Origin of the sequence: Bacillus sp. FSL H7-0578 (assembly GCF_038630855.1) — a bacterium.
Lineage (GTDB): Bacteria > Bacillota > Bacilli > Bacillales > Bacillaceae > Bacillus > Bacillus safensis.
Genome location: NZ_CP152045.1, coordinates 3,258,251 through 3,273,793, shown reverse-complemented (window position 1 = coordinate 3,273,793; position 15,543 = coordinate 3,258,251). Strand labels below are relative to the sequence as shown.

The following is a 15,543-nucleotide window of genomic DNA, read 5'->3' as shown; positions in this document are numbered from 1 at the left end:
TAGGAGGGTAAAAGCATGAAGACCGTTCAAGTCAATATCGTTACTCCCGACGGCCCAGTGTATCAAGCGGATGTGGAAATGGTCAGTGTAAGAGCAGAAAGCGGTGAGCTTGGTATTTTAGCTGGCCACGTTCCAATGGTTGCTCCGCTAAAAATCGGTGCAGTTCGCTTAAAACATAGTGGATCAACTGAATTGGTTGCAGTAAGTGGCGGATTTGTTGAAGTCCGCCCTGAACAAGTAACAATTCTGGCTCAGGCCGCTGAAACATCAGACAAAGTTGATGTCGATCGTGCTAAATCAGCGAAACAGCGTGCTGAAGAGCATTTGAACCACCCGAATGAAAGTGATGTACGCCGGGCGGAACTCGCATTAAAACGGGCGTTAAACCGTTTAAATGTAGCAGGGAAATAAAACAGAAAATCCTTCTTATCACAGTGATAAGAAGGATTTTTTTTAGGATGACATGAGAGATTGATACATCGACACATAAGGATGAGATGCTTGCTTTTCTAGATATAAGTGCTCGCAAAATTGCGTACTACAATGCCATGTTTTATTGTTTCTGCGTAAGCCAAGCGTATATTTGTGCGGAGAATCCATATAAGGCCGCACCACCCAGTCAGCATCTGAATGATGACGGATGACAACCTCTCCTATATACACACTCATCATCGCTTCTAATGCATCTATTGGCATTTTCCACTCAGCGAACAGCTGCTTGGTCAATGCATCAAAGTATAGTGATTCTAACTGATACAAGCTTTCCTCAGAGTAATCCAAAGAAATGTTATGAAAATGACACAATTGCGCTAATTCTTCTAGCTGTGTCTGTCTATAATCAAAGTAGAAAGCAATGGCCTCCCATTCATGATCAAATGAGGGAACCAATTCTCCGTACAAATCAACAAAGTCAGGAAAAGAATCTTTCAATGTGTTCAGCTCCTTCCACACGCAGTATATCATCTCCTTGGCATCAGGATAAGAGGGGATTTACACTAAATGTAGCTCTTTTTTCCAAATGATTCATCTTTCCGATTTTCGAGGATATAATGAAAGGGAGTTTTCCTTTACAGAAATAAATAAAAGGAGGATTCAACTGTATGGAAGACGTAGGACAACAAGCAATCGTGGGCATTGTGATCCACCTATTTTTTATCGCGGTTACATGGTGGGCACTGCTTGCTGTAAATATTGATCCACTCATTAAAAAAGGGAAAATCGTTCAAGCAAGGCTGCTGATGATGCTCATTACCATTGCTATCGCATCTGCAGTCAGCAATTTCTTCCTTGATTACTTAAATTTTTCGAGACAAATTCCTTATATGTTCTAACATAAAAGGTTTGGTCACGGCCTTCTGCGGGAACGTAAAAAGAAGGGTCAAAAGGCTCGCCTTTTGTTGACTTTTCCACGTATGCATTGATCTCCTTGCGGCAACACTTGTAGCAAGGGGGAATGACAAGTGAGAAAGTATTTGAAAGGTTGGCCATTATTTGCGTTTATTCTTTTTTTAGTTCTGATGATTCAAGGTGTTCGTGCGGAAGAATCTTCTCCGCTCGCTCAAATAGCAGAAGGTCTAAAAAACCAGCAAATCGAAGTCGATGGGTGGACCCTTCATGCCAAAACAAATGTAGATATTTCATCCGAACAATTTTCAAAAAAAGTGAAACGTTTGAAAGACGAACTACGACAGTATGAGTGGACCGAAAAAAAAGAACAACATGTCACCAAAGTCACAGGAATTTACAAAGATGAAAAAAATGATACAGAATCGAAAATTTTACTCGTGAAGACCGACACAAAATCCAATCAAAAGTCGTATTTATTATATGAGCAAAAAGGTGCTCGCCCACTGAATACCTGGGAGCATACATATGATCAGTTCGTACGTCATGCAAAAAGCATATTACAAGAGAAAATTGTAATTTTTACTTGTCTCGATGGTCATGTAAATGGTATGATGGATGTTGTTTTGCAAAAAAAAGCTGAAATGTTAGCAAATGAATTTCAAGCAAAACCAGTTGAGTATCTCGTTGAGTCTAATTTTGTGTCGCTTTCCGCTTACACAGATAAGTGGGAACAGTTCATTATGACTTCAAATGATAAAATGAATGTTCAAATTGCCATCAGAAGTTCGGAAATGAACGAAAATCATACGATTACGGTTGGCACACCAATCGTAACGACTGAATATTAATATAGAGAATTTGGGACGCGGAGGGGAAGACCTTGGAAAAAATCATCGTCCGCGGCGGTCAAAAGTTAAACGGCACAGTTAAAGTAGAAGGCGCAAAAAATGCCGTTTTACCAGTAATCGCTGCATCTTTGTTAGCAAGTACAGAAAAAAGCGTAATTTGTGATGTACCTACGCTCTCCGATGTATATACAATCAATGAAGTGTTACGTCATTTAGGAGCAGAAGTACATTTTGAAAATAACGAAGTATCAGTTGATGCATCTCATGCACTAGAAACTGAGGCTCCGTTTGAGTATGTCCGTAAAATGCGAGCATCCGTGCTTGTCATGGGACCACTTTTAGCAAGAACAGGTCATGCAAGAGTTGCATTACCTGGAGGCTGTGCGATTGGTTCAAGACCAATTGATCAGCATTTAAAAGGCTTTGAAGCAATGGGAGCTAAAATTCAAGTAGGTAATGGTTTCATCGAGGCTGAAGTAAAAGGCCGTTTAAAAGGTGCAAAAATCTATTTGGATTTCCCAAGTGTAGGGGCAACTGAAAACATCATCATGGCAGCAGCATTAGCTGAAGGAACAACGATTTTAGAAAACGTAGCAAAAGAACCTGAAATTGTTGATTTAGCAAACTACATCAATGCCATGGGCGGTAAGGTTCGCGGTGCTGGTACTGGTACAATCAAAATCGAAGGTGTGGAATCACTTCACGGTGCAAAACACAACATCATCCCTGACAGAATTGAAGCAGGTACTTTCATGGTGGCAGCAGCCATTACAGAAGGAAATGTTCTTGTAAAAGGCGCAGTGCCAGAGCACATGACATCACTTGTGGCAAAAATGGAAGAAATGGGTATTCAGATCATTGAAGAAGAAGAAGGTTTAAGAGTCATTGGACCATCTGAGCTCAAGCCAATCGATCTAAAAACAATGCCGCATCCTGGGTTCCCAACGGATATGCAATCTCAGATGATGGCGCTATTGCTTCGTGCGAACGGAACAAGCATGATCACAGAAACGGTGTTTGAAAACCGCTTTATGCATGCTGAAGAATTCCGCCGCATGAATGGCGATATTAAAATTGAGGGTCGCTCTGTCATTATCAATGGGCCGGTTCAACTTCAAGGTGCTGAAGTGGCAGCGACTGATTTAAGAGCAGGAGCAGCACTTGTACTTGCTGGATTAGTGGCAGAAGGTCATACACGTGTCACTGAGTTGAAGCATATTGACCGTGGTTATGTGAACTTCCACCAAAAGCTTGCAGCAATCGGTGCAGATATTGAAAGAGTAAACGATGAATCAGCAGATGTGACACAAGAACAAGTTGTATCAGATCTGAACGCTTAATCATGAAAGAAATCAGTGTGTCCATTGGGGCATGCTGATTTTTTTTTAGAATCATAGAATGCCTCATTTCACGAAGCTTATCATTAGTGTATCCAACCATCTTAAATTTTATTCATACAGACGAACAGTAAAATCCATTCTAAGAACAGGCCCATACCTTCATAAAAGACTTGTCCACTAAATGAAAGAAGCTGTCATATTAGCTTGTCCCTGCCCATAGGATAAAAGAGATTCAATGACAAATGGGGGCAGCCAAATATGAAACCAATGATATGGACAATCGCAGGAATATGCATCATCATTTTAATGATTCCAACATTACTTGTGTTGCCGACGTTCCAAGGGAAGCCGGCGGCCAGCCAGCACGTAGCAGCAGAACCATCAGTTAAAAAAGAAGTGAAGGGTTCAGTCAAATTGAAGCAATCACCCGTCGCTATCCCCGTCTATCGCTCAGCTCATCAGCAGGTAGAAAACATCCCCTTAGAAGAGTATGTGATCGGTGTCGTAGCATCTGAAATGCCAGCTGATTTTGAAATGGAAGCACTCAAGGCACAGGCGCTCGCAGCAAGAACGTATATCGTCAGACAAATGATCAGTGATAAGACTGTCAAATCACCTAAGGGCTCTCTTGTAGATGATACCCAAATGTTCCAAGTTTACAAAAACAAACAGGAACTCAAGAAAATTTGGGGGAAAGCGTACAATTGGAAATTAAAAAAGGTCACGGAAGCTGTCGCCAGCACACAAGGAAAAGTGCTGACTTATGACGAGAAACCAATTGATGCTTCATTCTTTTCAACAAGTAACGGAAAAACGGAAAATGCCGAAGCCTATTGGAAAAACGAAATCCCTTATTTGAAAAGTGTCTCAAGTAAATGGGACGAAAAATCGCCAAAATTTCAAAATAAGAAAACCATCTCGGTCAGTGAATTTCAGCAAAAATTAGGTGTGACGCTCACTCAGCAGGCTCAGGTCGGACAGATTGTAGAACGGACACCAGGAAATCAGGTAGCGAAAGCCGTGATCAACGGTAAAACAATGTCAGGCCGAGACATTCGAGAATCACTAGGCCTTCATTCAGCGGACTTCACATGGGAACGCCAGGGCCAGCAGATTGTCATTACAACAAAAGGATATGGTCATGGTGTAGGCATGAGTCAATATGGTGCGCATTATATGGCGCAGGCAGGCAAAAAAGTAGATGCCATCGTGAAGCATTATTATAAAGGAATTCAAATCGAATCAGCCGATCGTTTTCTCAACACGTATATGGCTAAAAAATAAAGCAAAGGTGCCTCAGAAATGAGGCATTTTTTTGTGTGTTCAAAGAGATTTGAACAGAATGTGTCAAATCGCGACTTAAGACGCAGATCAGGAAATCTTAAACATTTATGTCCTGACAAGAACTGATGGCCGATACAAAGTCCCTCGAAAGACAGAGAAAACGAGAGAATAATGGGTGTGTTAGGTGAAAATATCTAGACATCTGACAGAATTTTAGTGATTTTGATGAAAGAGAAAAAGGGACCGAGTCCTATACCATTCCAAGACAGAATAATTTACGATTAAGATGTTTCAATCAAATACATAAGGAGGAAGAAAAAGTATGTTGAAAAAAGTAATCACACTCGTAACCTTAACTGTATTGACATTATCTATGTCAATCTCTTCACCAGTATTTGCAGAAGCATCTACAGTCAAAAAACATAACAAAGATGTAAGAGTGACAATCTTACTTGATGCAAGCGGAAGCATGGCAAGAAAAGTAGAGGGAGAGCGCAAATTTGATCTCGCTAAACAAGAGGTATTTAAATTTGCTCAGTCACTTCCAAAAGACGCTAAAATTCGTATGAGCTTGTTTGGTTCTGAAGGAAACAACAAAAATTCAGGTAAAGCTCAATCATGTGAAGTCATTAGAGGCGTTTACGGCGTACAGCCTTATGAAAAGGACAGCTTCGAAAACTCTTTAAACGGACTTGGGCCAACTGGCTGGACACCGATTGCACGTGCACTTGAAAATGCAAAGCAAGCGGATGAGCAGCTTACTGCAGGAACAAAGCATATTGTGTACTTAATCACTGATGGTGAGGAAACTTGTGGCGGAGATCCAGTAAAAGTAGCAAAAGAATTGCATAACTCAAAAGGATCAACTGTTGTAAATGTGATCGGATTAGACTTTAACGATGGCTATGAAGGTCAATTGAAGCAAGTAGCCAAAGCTGGTAAAGGCCATTACTACCAAGCAAGCACTGGTAAAGAAATGGGTTCTATCTTTTCAGCAGAATCATTAAAACTACACGAATAACTTGCTGAACAAAAGGGAAACGATTGATTCATGCTTTCGTTTCTCTTTTTCTGTACAAAAGTAAAAAAGGGAGGTTTTTATTGATGAAAAAAAACATCGTATTAACCATTTTGGCTAGTCTTGTCCTGCTTCTTTCTTCACCAGCTCATGCTGTAACAAAACAGGAGCCGCCTGCGCATGTGGTGATATTACTCGATTTAAGCGGGAGCATGGCACAATCAGTTGAAGGTGAAAAGAAAATTGAAATCGCCAAACGGTCTATTCAAAGCTTTGCAAGCATTTTATCAGAAGATACACAAGTTCTGCTTCGTGTGTTTGGTCATGAAGGAACCAATAAAAATGCAGGGAAAGCTGTTTCTTGTTCAAGTTCTGAAGCTGTTTACGGATTTGGATCATATGAGCCATCAACCTTTCAGCAAGCACTGAATGTGTATAAGCCAACTGGCTGGACACCACTTGCAAAAGCATTAACGGATACGAAACAAGATTTTGAAGATCACCAAGCTGAAGGGAAAAATATTGTCTATGTTGTCAGTGATGGTGAAGAAACTTGTGGTGGAAGCCCTTCACAAGCAGCAAAGGAATTACATGAAGACGGAATAGATACAATCGTCAATATCATTGGCTTCGATGTGAATGAAAAGGAAGCAAAAAGTCTTAAATCTGTTGCAAAAGCGGGTGGAGGACAATATCAACCGGCTGCAAATGCCGAAGAATTGAACCATATTCTTCAACAGGAAGCGAGCGCTTTTGGTCGGTAGAGAGTGAATGGCAGCTGGGGAAAACAACCCCAGCTGTTTTTAAGTTGACGATTAATTCAAAGTCGTTTCTAATTCATCAATTCGTTTCTCCACATAATGCTGATCCTTTCTTGCATGGAAGGTTTCGGCTTTTTCTAATATGGCAGCCGTATTATACTCGGGAATCTGTGAGTAGCTCTCATACACACCTTTAGGAATTAAAACGTTCCCTTCCGGCCAATAAACTGCGATATTGCCGCGTCTCAACTCTCCGAATTGAGCCACTCCTTGATAGGATCCATATTGATTAAAGAGAACAACTGGATCACCTTCTTGGACGTAAAGCTCTTTTGCATCTTCTTCATTCATTAGGATAGAATGACGTTTTCCACCATTAAAGGCATCCTTTTCACTGTAGATCATGGAGTTGAATTGCTTTCCTCTTCTTGTCGTGATATTGAAATGTCCTTCGGTTTTTCGATATTGAGGCAGCTGGGCAGGAAGAAGATGTCCCTTGCCGTCTGGTGTTGGACACACGCCATCTTCACAAAGCCATGCGCCTCCCCATTGAAAAACGTCTCCCTTGTGACGTAAATGCTGGATGCCATCATAGTTTCGGTTGGCGACCGCAATCTCACGACGAATGTCTTCAGCTGTTTCAAAATGTATCAGCTCGGCATCTTCTGGCCGGACTCTTTTCGCAAGATCAACATAAATGTCCCATTCTGCTCTGGCTTCCTCAATACGAGGTCCTTCAATTTCTGGACTGAAATATACCATGCGTTCCGTACTGGTTGATGTGCCGCCGCCTGGTTGTTCATACCTTGTCATAGCAGGCAGCACAATCACCGCCTCTTCAGCGTCTACCAGCGTAGAGGTATTCAAAATGATATCTTGGTGAACACGGAGTTCAAGTTCAGATAATGCTTTTTCGATCGCTTCCGGATTTGGCATCGTTTCTAAAAAGTTTCCGCCACTCGTAAACAGCACTTTGAGTTTTTGTGGATGGTCTTTTGGGAGAGCCATCTTCTCAAAGGATTGCCCAATGGTGTCACCATGCCATTTAGGAATGTCAAACCCCCATATACGTTCGATTCTTTCAATATTCTCGTCATCAAAATCACTACCCGGCAAAACGAATGGATCAGCACCCATTTCACCAGAACCTTGGACGCCGCTATGCCCCCGAATTGGCATTACACCACAATGTTTTCTGCCGATAAATCCGCGCAGCATGGCAAGGTTGGCAACCTGTGATATATTATCAGTTGCAAAGCGGTGCTGAGTAAGGCCCATACTCCAAATAAAAACGCCTGAATTAGCATTGGCAAGCAGTGTCGCAAATTCCTTCATTCTTTCTTTTGATAAACCTGATGATGCTTCTAGGTCTTCCCACTTCAATTGTGCGACATGCTGCTTTAAATCCTGTATGCCTGTTGTATGTTTTTGAATAAATTCGTGATCAAGAGCCGAATGGGGAGCATGCTGCTCCATGTCAAACCAATGCTTGATGACGCCGTTCATGAACGCAATATCTCCGCCTATATTGACTTGGTAAAAATCATCTGCAATTTTTGTACCGAATAAAGCACTCTCTGGAATAGAAGGAACCCAATACTTTTCCATAGCAGGCTCTTTATACGGATTGATGACGATAATTTTTGTTCCCTTCTTTTTAGCAGCGTACATATATTTAGTGGAAACAGGCTGATTGTTTGCTGCGACAGATCCCCAAAAAATTAATACATCCGTTCCAATCCAATCACTGTAATTACAGCTGGAAGCACCGATGCCAAGGGACCGTTTAAGAGCGGTTTTACTTGGTGAATGGCAAATGCGAGAAGCATTATCAATATGATTCGTCCCTATAAATCGAGCAGCCTTTGCAGCCGTATAATAAACTTCATTTGTAATTCCTCTGGCGGTTAAATAGAAAGCAAGCTGCCGTTTATCAATTGATTGGATTTTAGCTGCGATTTGATCTAGTGCATCATCCCAAGAAATACGTGTAAAGGCATTGTCACCTTTTTTTCGAATCAATGGATAAGGAATCCGCCCAAGCTTGCGAAGAGAGGTGCTGTCCATTTGCTTTAGCTGATGAATATCTTCAAACCATTTTGGATCAATAGCTGGCATTGTGTTAAGACGAAGCACATTTAGTCTTGTGGTGCATATATGAGGTCCTGCGAGCGTTTGATCATACAGTCCTGAGACGCCAAGGGCACAGCCGTCACAAACACCCTGCGTTAAAATACGGTACGCGTAGGGAAGGTTATCTTTGTTCTCCCAAGCCACTTTCATCGTATCTCGAATGTGTTTCGGTTTCACTTTGCCAAGCCCCATTGGTACAAAAGACGCCCATAGCTTTGGTGAGGGTTTTTTATTGAGTTTAACAGGCCCCTTATGTTTTGTTTTCCCCATGAGATCATCACCCTCCTAATACTTTGTAAAGCGTTTTCATATCTAAAAATTACCTTTAGATTGTGATTCTGTCAAATTCAAATTAAGATCGGGCTGAGACAGAGGAAGCAGCAGATAGGTTTTTTTCTTTTAGCTGCTGAATATCCTTTCGAATCAGAAGTGATATGATAAAAGCAATGAAAAATAAGCCAGAGAACACCATAAGGCTTTGTGTGTAATTACCTGTTATATCTCGGATGAAGGATGAAAATAGTGGTCCTGCTAATCCCGCAGCGGCCCAAGCAGTCAAAATATAACCATGTATGGCACCAAGCTGCTTTGTACCAAACAAATCCCCAATATAGGCTGGAATTGAAGCAAATCCTCCTCCATAGCACGTATAAATGATCGCCATGACGATTGAAAAGATGAACGGTTCTTTTAAATAGGGGAGTAAAGGAAAAGCAATGAGCTGGATACTGAAAAAAATCGTATACGTATTCGGTCTTCCTATATAATCTGAAAACGATGCCCAGCCAATGCGTCCTAAACCATTAAAAGCACCTAAAATGCCCACAAGAGTAGCTGCAGCACCTGCAGTGAACCCAACACTTTCTTGAGCAAGAGGTGACGCTACTGAAATAATAGCGATTCCGCATGTGATATTAATAAAAAGCATAAGCCACAAATAATAAAAACGTCTTGTTTTGATCGCTTCATTTGCTGTAAGCTGTGATAAATCTTGAGGGATTTTTCTTTTCTTTGTTTTGAATACATCAAATTGTTTGACGTCATCAGGTGTTGGTGGTGATAAATAAAGAGATGAGATCACCATGATGATAAAATAGGAGATTCCAAGAATATAAAAAGTATTTGCGATATTCACTTTTTCAATGAGATATTGAATAATTGGGCTGCAAATAAGAGAAGCAAACCCAAACCCCATAATGGCTAAGCCGGTTGCAAGACCTCTTCGATCCGGAAACCATTTGACTAGAGTTGATACAGGTGCAATATAGCCTACCCCTAACCCTATTCCAGCGAGTACACCATAAAATAAATAGAGGAGAGGCAGTGATGACATGTGGACAGCGAATCCTGACCCAGTCATTCCGATGCCGAAGAAAATAGCTGAGAAGAGCCCCGATGCCCTTGGACCATACCTTTCAACGAAATGTCCCATAAAAGCAGCAGATAAACCTAAAAATAAAATAGCAATACTGAAGGTGAGACTTATTTCTGTTAATGACCACTGAAAGGCTTCATGTAAAGGATTCGTAAAAACACTCCAAGCATAAACAGACCCAATAGATAAATGAATTCCTACAGCACTTGCTGCGATGAGCCAGCGATTTTTCGATTTGTTCATTTTGTTCCCCCCATATAAAGCAGTCAAGAAGTTTGATAAGATAGAAATATGTTACATTTTTATGACTTTTTAAAATAATATCACAATTTGATTGGATCATATAACTAAATTTGCATTGAAAGGAAGATCATACAATGAATCCTTCTGTTAAAAAGAAACGAGTCATACACCAATACAATGAAGGCCAGTTTACCTGCAAAACTGATGAAATTGTAGAAGAATATCCTTTAACTGTGATGGTAAATGGAGAAGAATTTGTGACCCTTGTTTGTTCACCAGAGCACTTGAAAGAATTGGTTATCGGCTTTTTGGCTTCAGAAGGGGTCATTCGATTTGAAAAAGAGATTAAAAGGTTTACAATAGATGAAAGTATGGGTTTTGCCTATGTTGATTTAGTTCACTCAAGTGGATTTGATTCATCAGATTTTACAAAACGAGTGATTGGTTCATGCTGCGGGAAAGGGAGACACTTTTATTTCCTTCAAGATGTGAAGACGGCAAAAACAGCCATTGATCGAATCAGTATTTCTGCTGAAACCTGTATGCATCTCATGAAGTGTTTGCAAGAAGAAAGCCAATTATTTCAACATACTGGCGGAGTGCATAATGCTGGACTGTGTGACACAGAGAAGCTATTCATCACTAGAACTGATATAGGAAGACATAATGCTTTAGATAAAATTTATGGATACTGTTTACTTCAGCGAATTCCACTTAGAGATAAAATCCTTGTTTTTAGCGGCCGGATATCGTCAGAAGTTCTATTGAAGGCAGCAAAACTAGGAGTGTCTATCGTCATTTCAAAATCAGCACCTACTGAGCTGGCGCTTAAAATGGCAGAAGAATTAAATATTACGACAGTTGGATTCGTCAGAGGAAAATCCTTTAACATTTACACGCATCCTCATCGTATTACAGAATAGGAGGCAAAGTATGGTCAGTATTTTAGATAAAAGACATCGACCATTGCGCGATTTAAGAATATCAGTAACTGATCGCTGTAACTTTAGATGTACGTACTGTATGCCTGCTGAAATTTTTGGGCCGGATTATCCTTTCTTGAAAAAAGAAGAACTGCTTAGTTTCGAAGAAATTGAACGACTTGCTACCCTTTTTGTAAAGAACCTAGGTGTGGTAAAAATACGCATCACGGGCGGAGAACCGTTAATGCGGAAGGATCTGCCTGTCTTAATAGAAAAGCTCACAAACATTCCAGGGATTGAAGACATTGCGATTACAACCAACGGAACACTTTTACCTTTATATGCTGATCAGTTGAAGAGAGCTGGTCTCAATAGAGTCACCATTAGTTTAGATTCATTAAATCCCGACCGTTTTAAGCAAATGAACGGAAGGCATATTTCTATCCAAAAAGTGTTTGATGGTATTGAGGCTGCAAAAAAGGCTGGACTTGCTATCAAGATTAATATGGTTGTTCAAAAAGGTGTGAATGATCAGGATGTCTTACCAATGGCAGCTTACTTCAAAAAAGAAGGACACGTTCTCAGATTTATTGAATTTATGGATGTCGGTAATACGAATAAATGGAATCTAGAACATGTCATGACAAAGAAAGAAATAATTGAATTAATTGATTCAACATATCCTATCAAACCAGAACCTCCTCAATATACAGGTGAAGTAGCCAAACGATTTTTTTACAAAGATGGTTCAGGAGAGATAGGTATTATTTCTTCCGTTTCAGATGCTTTTTGTGGCACATGTAACAGAGCAAGGCTGTCTGCACGGGGGGAATTGTTTACATGTCTGTTTGCTTCATCGGGTTTTGATCTGAAACAGATGATTCGTACGACAAAAAATAATGAAGAATTAACGAACAGGTTAAAGGAATTATGGTCGAACAGACATGACCAATATTCGGCCGAGAGAGAGCAGAAAAAAGATCAGAAAAAGGTTGAGATGTCATACATCGGTGGGTAATGACAATAAAGTATCATGATCTTGTATTTTTGAAAAGAAGAAAAAATGTCATAATCGTTGTTGAAAATCCTTTCTTGAAAACAGGTCTTTTTATCTTATGAACTCAGTCACTATAAAAAACCAGCAGATTCTCTGCTGGTTTTTAAATTGCTATTTTGCACTTCAAAAAGATTGAGATAAGATTGGAAAATAGATTTTCTCTCATTGTGTGCGGCTTTACTTTTACGAGTGCTGTGATAAGATCAAATCATTCTTTACCAGCTCGATTTTTTCACTCCAGGGATATGACCCTTATAGGCAAGCTCACGAAAAGCAATCCTAGACATTTTGAATTTTCGTAAATAACCTCTGGGACGGCCCGTTAATTCACAGCGGTTTTTTAAGCGGGTAGGGGAAGAGTCTCTAGGTAATTTTCGTAAAGCTTCATAGTCACCTTTTTCTTTTAACTCTTTCCTTAATTCTGCATATTTCAATACAAGCTGCTGTCGTTTTTTTTCTTTAGCAATCTTAGATTTCTTTGCCAATTAAAACCCTCCTGGCTTAATTTTGTATTTTCCATTGAAAGGGGTCCTCAAATGTAGTCCAATCTTGATTAAATTCCTCAGGTGTGAGCAAGCATTGATCAAGAGTACGAATGATTTCTGCTTTAGGCAAATCTACACCGATAAACACAAGTTTTGTATGGCGATCACCAAACTCTGCGTCCCACTCATCTAGAAGCTCTGGTTCCTGATTTAATATCCGTGCTTTTTCTTGTTCAGGCAAAGCAGCAATCCAGTATGCAATTGGTTCAATCGCAACAGATTTCCCAGCTTGTGAAATTAAAATGGTTAAATCATGATGTGTGGCAAGCCAAGTAAAACCTTTCGCACGAACGATCTGCTCAGGCATTTGATCTAACCAAGCATTCAGTCTGCCGGTATGAAAAGGGAGTCTTCTTTCGTAAACAAAAGATGAAATTTTGTATTCCTCTGTTTCCGGTGTATGCTGACCATGTCCTGCGTTGATTTCTTTGATCCACCCAGCAGAGGCACTTGATTTTTCAAAGTCGAATAAACCAGTATTCAAAATGTCATCTGGCTGTACTATACCTTTTGAGGTTTTGATGATAGATGCTTCTGGTTGTAGTTTGTTCAGCACATGCTCAAGTCGATCTAATTCAGAGGGAGATACTAGATCACATTTATTGATAATAAGCACGTCACAAAATTCAATTTGATCAATGAGTAAATCGGAAATTTCTCGCTCGTCGTCATCGGAAACCGCTTCTTTACGATCTAATAAACTCTCTCCTGACTGGAAATCAGTCCAGAAACGATTTGCATCTACTACTGTGACCATCGTATCTAGACGGCAAAAGCGGGTCAAATCTATACCCATTTCTTCATCAATATAAGAAAACGTTTGAGCGACGGGAATTGGTTCACTAATTCCGGTTGATTCAATGACAATATAATCAATATTACCCGCTTTACAAAGGCGTTCTACTTCAATTAACAAGTCTTCTCTCAAAGTGCAGCAAATACAGCCGTTAGATAATTCAACGAGTTTCTCATCTGATCGAGAAAGCTCGCCGCCTTGTTTGACTAGTTCTGCATCAATATTAATTTCGCTCATGTCATTGACGATCACAGCCACTTTTAATCCTTTGCGATTTTGAAGAACATGATTTAATATCGTTGTTTTTCCTGCTCCTAAAAAGCCGCTTAATACTGTAACAGGTATACGCTTATTCATTTGTTTTTGTCCTTTTGAAAACGATCATTTTGTTTTCCGCCTCACTTAAAAAGTAATCATTACGATTTATAATCTAAAAAATTTATTTTGTTTCTCTATGAAGGGTATATTTCTTTAATCGAGGAGAATATTTTTTTAACTCCAATCGGTCAGGATTCGTTCTTTTATTTTTTGTTGTGATGTAGTTTCTGTCACCTGTTTCAGTACAGGCCAACGTAATATTCACGCGCATAAGTAATAGGATCCTCCTTTAATTCGTAATAGTTACGATTTGTATTTTAAAATGATCAAGACTGAATGTCAAGCATAGGAGAATGATCCAAGTCAAATGATAAAAACAAAAGGGGTATCGAATGACTATTGATACCCCTCTCCATTAATAAAAGTCACCGAGTTCTTGTTCGTAATCACCTTCATACTGCTGGACATCATAAGGAATTTCTTGGAGGAAGGCTAACCCGCCTAGTATAAGTATCAAAACGATAGCAATGAATGAAAGAATAACTGCGGCAATACTTGAAATGGCAAACAGTGTTTGCATTTTCATCATCTTAGCGTACTGTTCTAATAATTCTTCGTAAGAAGTATCTGGAGCCTGAATCAAGTGTTCAGCTGCTTTTACAGATTTTTGTACATGAATTCCCATCATAATGAGGAAGACGCCAAGGGCTGCAGGAAGAACAAGCCAAAAACCAATAAGAATAGCCAGACCGCCTGAAATATAGAGAAAGATACTACCAACCTTTCCCCACTTTACGATTGAATGAAGAGATTGAATGATTTTCTCAGTTTGTTGCAATGGTGTTCACTCCTTTATGTATTCACTCTTTATCATACTTGAGTAAGTAGTGCTTAGGAAGAGTGAATGTTGATTGATTCAATTGTTTCTCTCTTCACTTCACTTTTTTTACAGCTGTTACATGCGTCATAAAAAAGCGTCTCTTTTTCAGGGAGACGCTCGTTTTATAATTCTTTTCCTAGGATATCTAAATCGTATCTGCTGCCGTCCATTTCTGCGATGCGTGGCAGGTGGCCCCATGTCTCAAAGCCGTGCTTTTTAAATAGTCGAATGCTGGCTTCGTTGTGCCCGAAAATAAAGGCAAGTAACGTTCGAATGCCTAATGAGGGTGCTAAATCAATGGCTTCTTGCAAGAAAAGTGATCCTAAGCCTTTTCCTCGATAGTCTTGGTTTAAATAGATACTCATTTCAACGGTCCCGTTGTATGCAGGCCTTCCGTAAAACGTTTCAAAGCTCAGCCAGCCGTAGATATTTCCATCCTCATCTGTTTTCACATAGAGAGGTCTTTTCTCGGAATGATTCAAAAACCATTGCCGGCGGTCCTCGACAGAAACTGGTTCTGTATCAGCGGTCACTTCTCTTGAAGCAATGGTTGAATTGTAGATATCAACGATCGCTTTGAGGTCATCTTCTGTTGCTATACGGTTGAAAGTTTTCACAATTAAGTCCCCCATCTTTTTTTCATTTATCATACATATTATTGATGCGATTGCGCAA

General features: G+C 40.0%; 17 protein-coding genes. 9 read left to right on the top strand and 8 right to left on the bottom strand.

What is annotated here, in order from left to right; genetic code table 11:
• The first annotated feature begins 15 nt into the window (after positions 1–15).
• Positions 16–411, top strand: a complete 396-nt coding sequence (locus MHB41_RS16840) for a F0F1 ATP synthase subunit epsilon (protein WP_003214592.1) — start codon at positions 16–18, stop codon at positions 409–411.
• 42 nt (positions 412–453) lie between these two features.
• Here the strand turns inward: MHB41_RS16840 and MHB41_RS16835 are convergent, their stop codons facing one another.
• Complete coding sequence (locus MHB41_RS16835; protein WP_024426339.1) at positions 454–930, bottom strand: hypothetical protein; 477 nt, start codon at positions 928–930, stop codon at positions 454–456.
• 170 nt (positions 931–1,100) lie between these two features.
• On the opposite strand from MHB41_RS16835, the gene MHB41_RS16830 reads away from it, so the two are divergent.
• From MHB41_RS16830 to MHB41_RS16805, 6 genes are all read left to right on the top strand, one after another.
• A complete protein-coding gene (locus MHB41_RS16830) occupies positions 1,101–1,331 on the top strand; it encodes a DUF1146 family protein (protein WP_024423724.1) in 231 nt (76 codons plus the stop codon).
• 129 nt (positions 1,332–1,460) lie between these two features.
• The gene (locus MHB41_RS16825) at positions 1,461–2,195 is read left to right on the top strand and encodes a YwmB family TATA-box binding protein (protein ID WP_267542722.1); all 735 of its coding nucleotides are present in this window, start codon (positions 1,461–1,463) and stop codon (positions 2,193–2,195) included.
• Positions 2,196–2,227: 32 nt separating this feature from the next.
• Positions 2,228–3,535 (top strand): UDP-N-acetylglucosamine 1-carboxyvinyltransferase, encoded by a 1,308-nt coding sequence (murA, locus tag MHB41_RS16820; RefSeq protein ID WP_061110185.1) that lies wholly within the window; start codon positions 2,228–2,230, stop codon positions 3,533–3,535.
• A gap of 258 nt (positions 3,536–3,793) precedes the next feature.
• A complete protein-coding gene (gene spoIID, locus MHB41_RS16815) occupies positions 3,794–4,819 on the top strand; it encodes a stage II sporulation protein D (RefSeq protein ID WP_041115518.1) in 1,026 nt (341 codons plus the stop codon).
• Between the two features lie 322 nt (positions 4,820–5,141).
• The gene (locus tag MHB41_RS16810; protein WP_080769523.1) at positions 5,142–5,840 is read left to right on the top strand and encodes a VWA domain-containing protein; all 699 of its coding nucleotides are present in this window, start codon (positions 5,142–5,144) and stop codon (positions 5,838–5,840) included.
• A gap of 83 nt (positions 5,841–5,923) precedes the next feature.
• Positions 5,924–6,601 (top strand): VWA domain-containing protein, encoded by a 678-nt coding sequence (locus MHB41_RS16805; RefSeq protein WP_034281216.1) that lies wholly within the window; start codon positions 5,924–5,926, stop codon positions 6,599–6,601.
• A 51-nt stretch (positions 6,602–6,652) separates the two neighbouring features.
• On the opposite strand, the gene MHB41_RS16800 is transcribed toward MHB41_RS16805, so the two are convergent.
• Positions 6,653–9,001, bottom strand: a complete 2,349-nt coding sequence (locus MHB41_RS16800; RefSeq protein ID WP_217008694.1) for an FdhF/YdeP family oxidoreductase — start codon at positions 8,999–9,001, stop codon at positions 6,653–6,655.
• An 82-nt stretch (positions 9,002–9,083) separates the two neighbouring features.
• Entirely contained in the window at positions 9,084–10,349 is a 1,266-nt protein-coding gene (locus MHB41_RS16795) for an OFA family MFS transporter (RefSeq protein ID WP_061110183.1), read from the bottom strand.
• A gap of 134 nt (positions 10,350–10,483) precedes the next feature.
• On the opposite strand from MHB41_RS16795, the gene fdhD reads away from it, so the two are divergent.
• Both fdhD and moaA read left to right on the top strand, forming a co-directional pair.
• On the top strand, positions 10,484–11,272 hold the full coding sequence (fdhD, locus tag MHB41_RS16790) for a formate dehydrogenase accessory sulfurtransferase FdhD (RefSeq protein WP_034281213.1): 789 nt from the start codon (positions 10,484–10,486) through the stop codon (positions 11,270–11,272).
• A 10-nt stretch (positions 11,273–11,282) separates the two neighbouring features.
• The gene (gene moaA / locus MHB41_RS16785) at positions 11,283–12,290 is read left to right on the top strand and encodes a GTP 3',8-cyclase MoaA (RefSeq protein ID WP_061110182.1); all 1,008 of its coding nucleotides are present in this window, start codon (positions 11,283–11,285) and stop codon (positions 12,288–12,290) included.
• A gap of 254 nt (positions 12,291–12,544) precedes the next feature.
• Here moaA and rpsN read toward each other — a convergent pair whose 3' ends face one another.
• The 5 genes from rpsN to MHB41_RS16760 form a co-directional block, all read right to left on the bottom strand.
• Positions 12,545–12,814 (bottom strand): 30S ribosomal protein S14, encoded by a 270-nt coding sequence (rpsN, locus tag MHB41_RS16780; protein WP_025093900.1) that lies wholly within the window; start codon positions 12,812–12,814, stop codon positions 12,545–12,547.
• Between the two features lie 16 nt (positions 12,815–12,830).
• Positions 12,831–14,027, bottom strand: a complete 1,197-nt coding sequence (locus MHB41_RS16775; protein WP_061110181.1) for a GTP-binding protein — start codon at positions 14,025–14,027, stop codon at positions 12,831–12,833.
• Between the two features lie 82 nt (positions 14,028–14,109).
• On the bottom strand, positions 14,110–14,259 hold the full coding sequence (gene rpmG / locus MHB41_RS16770) for a 50S ribosomal protein L33 (protein WP_024423713.1): 150 nt from the start codon (positions 14,257–14,259) through the stop codon (positions 14,110–14,112).
• Positions 14,260–14,403: 144 nt separating this feature from the next.
• Positions 14,404–14,826, bottom strand: a complete 423-nt coding sequence (locus tag MHB41_RS16765; protein WP_024426331.1) for a DUF5362 family protein — start codon at positions 14,824–14,826, stop codon at positions 14,404–14,406.
• A gap of 164 nt (positions 14,827–14,990) precedes the next feature.
• Positions 14,991–15,500, bottom strand: coding sequence for a GNAT family N-acetyltransferase (locus MHB41_RS16760; protein WP_029706351.1), 510 nt, complete (start codon positions 15,498–15,500; stop codon positions 14,991–14,993).
• Between the last annotated feature and the right edge of the window lie 43 nt (positions 15,501–15,543).

Excerpts from the sequence above, each read along its gene's own strand:
- MHB41_RS16795 (WP_061110183.1), bottom strand. The coding sequence starts at position 10,349 with ATGAACAAATCGAAAAATCGCTGGCTCATCGCAGCAAGTGCTGTAGGA.
- MHB41_RS16800 (WP_217008694.1), bottom strand. The coding sequence starts at position 9,001 with ATGGGGAAAACAAAACATAAGGGGCCTGTTAAACTCAATAAAAAACCC.
- MHB41_RS16830 (WP_024423724.1), top strand. The coding sequence starts at position 1,101 with ATGGAAGACGTAGGACAACAAGCAATCGTGGGCATTGTGATCCACCTA.
- MHB41_RS16810 (WP_080769523.1), top strand. The coding sequence starts at position 5,142 with ATGTTGAAAAAAGTAATCACACTCGTAACCTTAACTGTATTGACATTA.
- spoIID (WP_041115518.1), top strand. The coding sequence starts at position 3,794 with ATGAAACCAATGATATGGACAATCGCAGGAATATGCATCATCATTTTA.
- MHB41_RS16760 (WP_029706351.1), bottom strand. The coding sequence starts at position 15,500 with ATGGGGGACTTAATTGTGAAAACTTTCAACCGTATAGCAACAGAAGAT.
- fdhD (WP_034281213.1), top strand. The coding sequence starts at position 10,484 with ATGAATCCTTCTGTTAAAAAGAAACGAGTCATACACCAATACAATGAA.
- moaA (WP_061110182.1), top strand. The coding sequence starts at position 11,283 with ATGGTCAGTATTTTAGATAAAAGACATCGACCATTGCGCGATTTAAGA.
- MHB41_RS16840 (WP_003214592.1), top strand. The coding sequence starts at position 16 with ATGAAGACCGTTCAAGTCAATATCGTTACTCCCGACGGCCCAGTGTAT.
- rpmG (WP_024423713.1), bottom strand. The coding sequence starts at position 14,259 with ATGCGCGTGAATATTACGTTGGCCTGTACTGAAACAGGTGACAGAAAC.
- MHB41_RS16805 (WP_034281216.1), top strand. The coding sequence starts at position 5,924 with ATGAAAAAAAACATCGTATTAACCATTTTGGCTAGTCTTGTCCTGCTT.
- MHB41_RS16775 (WP_061110181.1), bottom strand. The coding sequence starts at position 14,027 with ATGAATAAGCGTATACCTGTTACAGTATTAAGCGGCTTTTTAGGAGCA.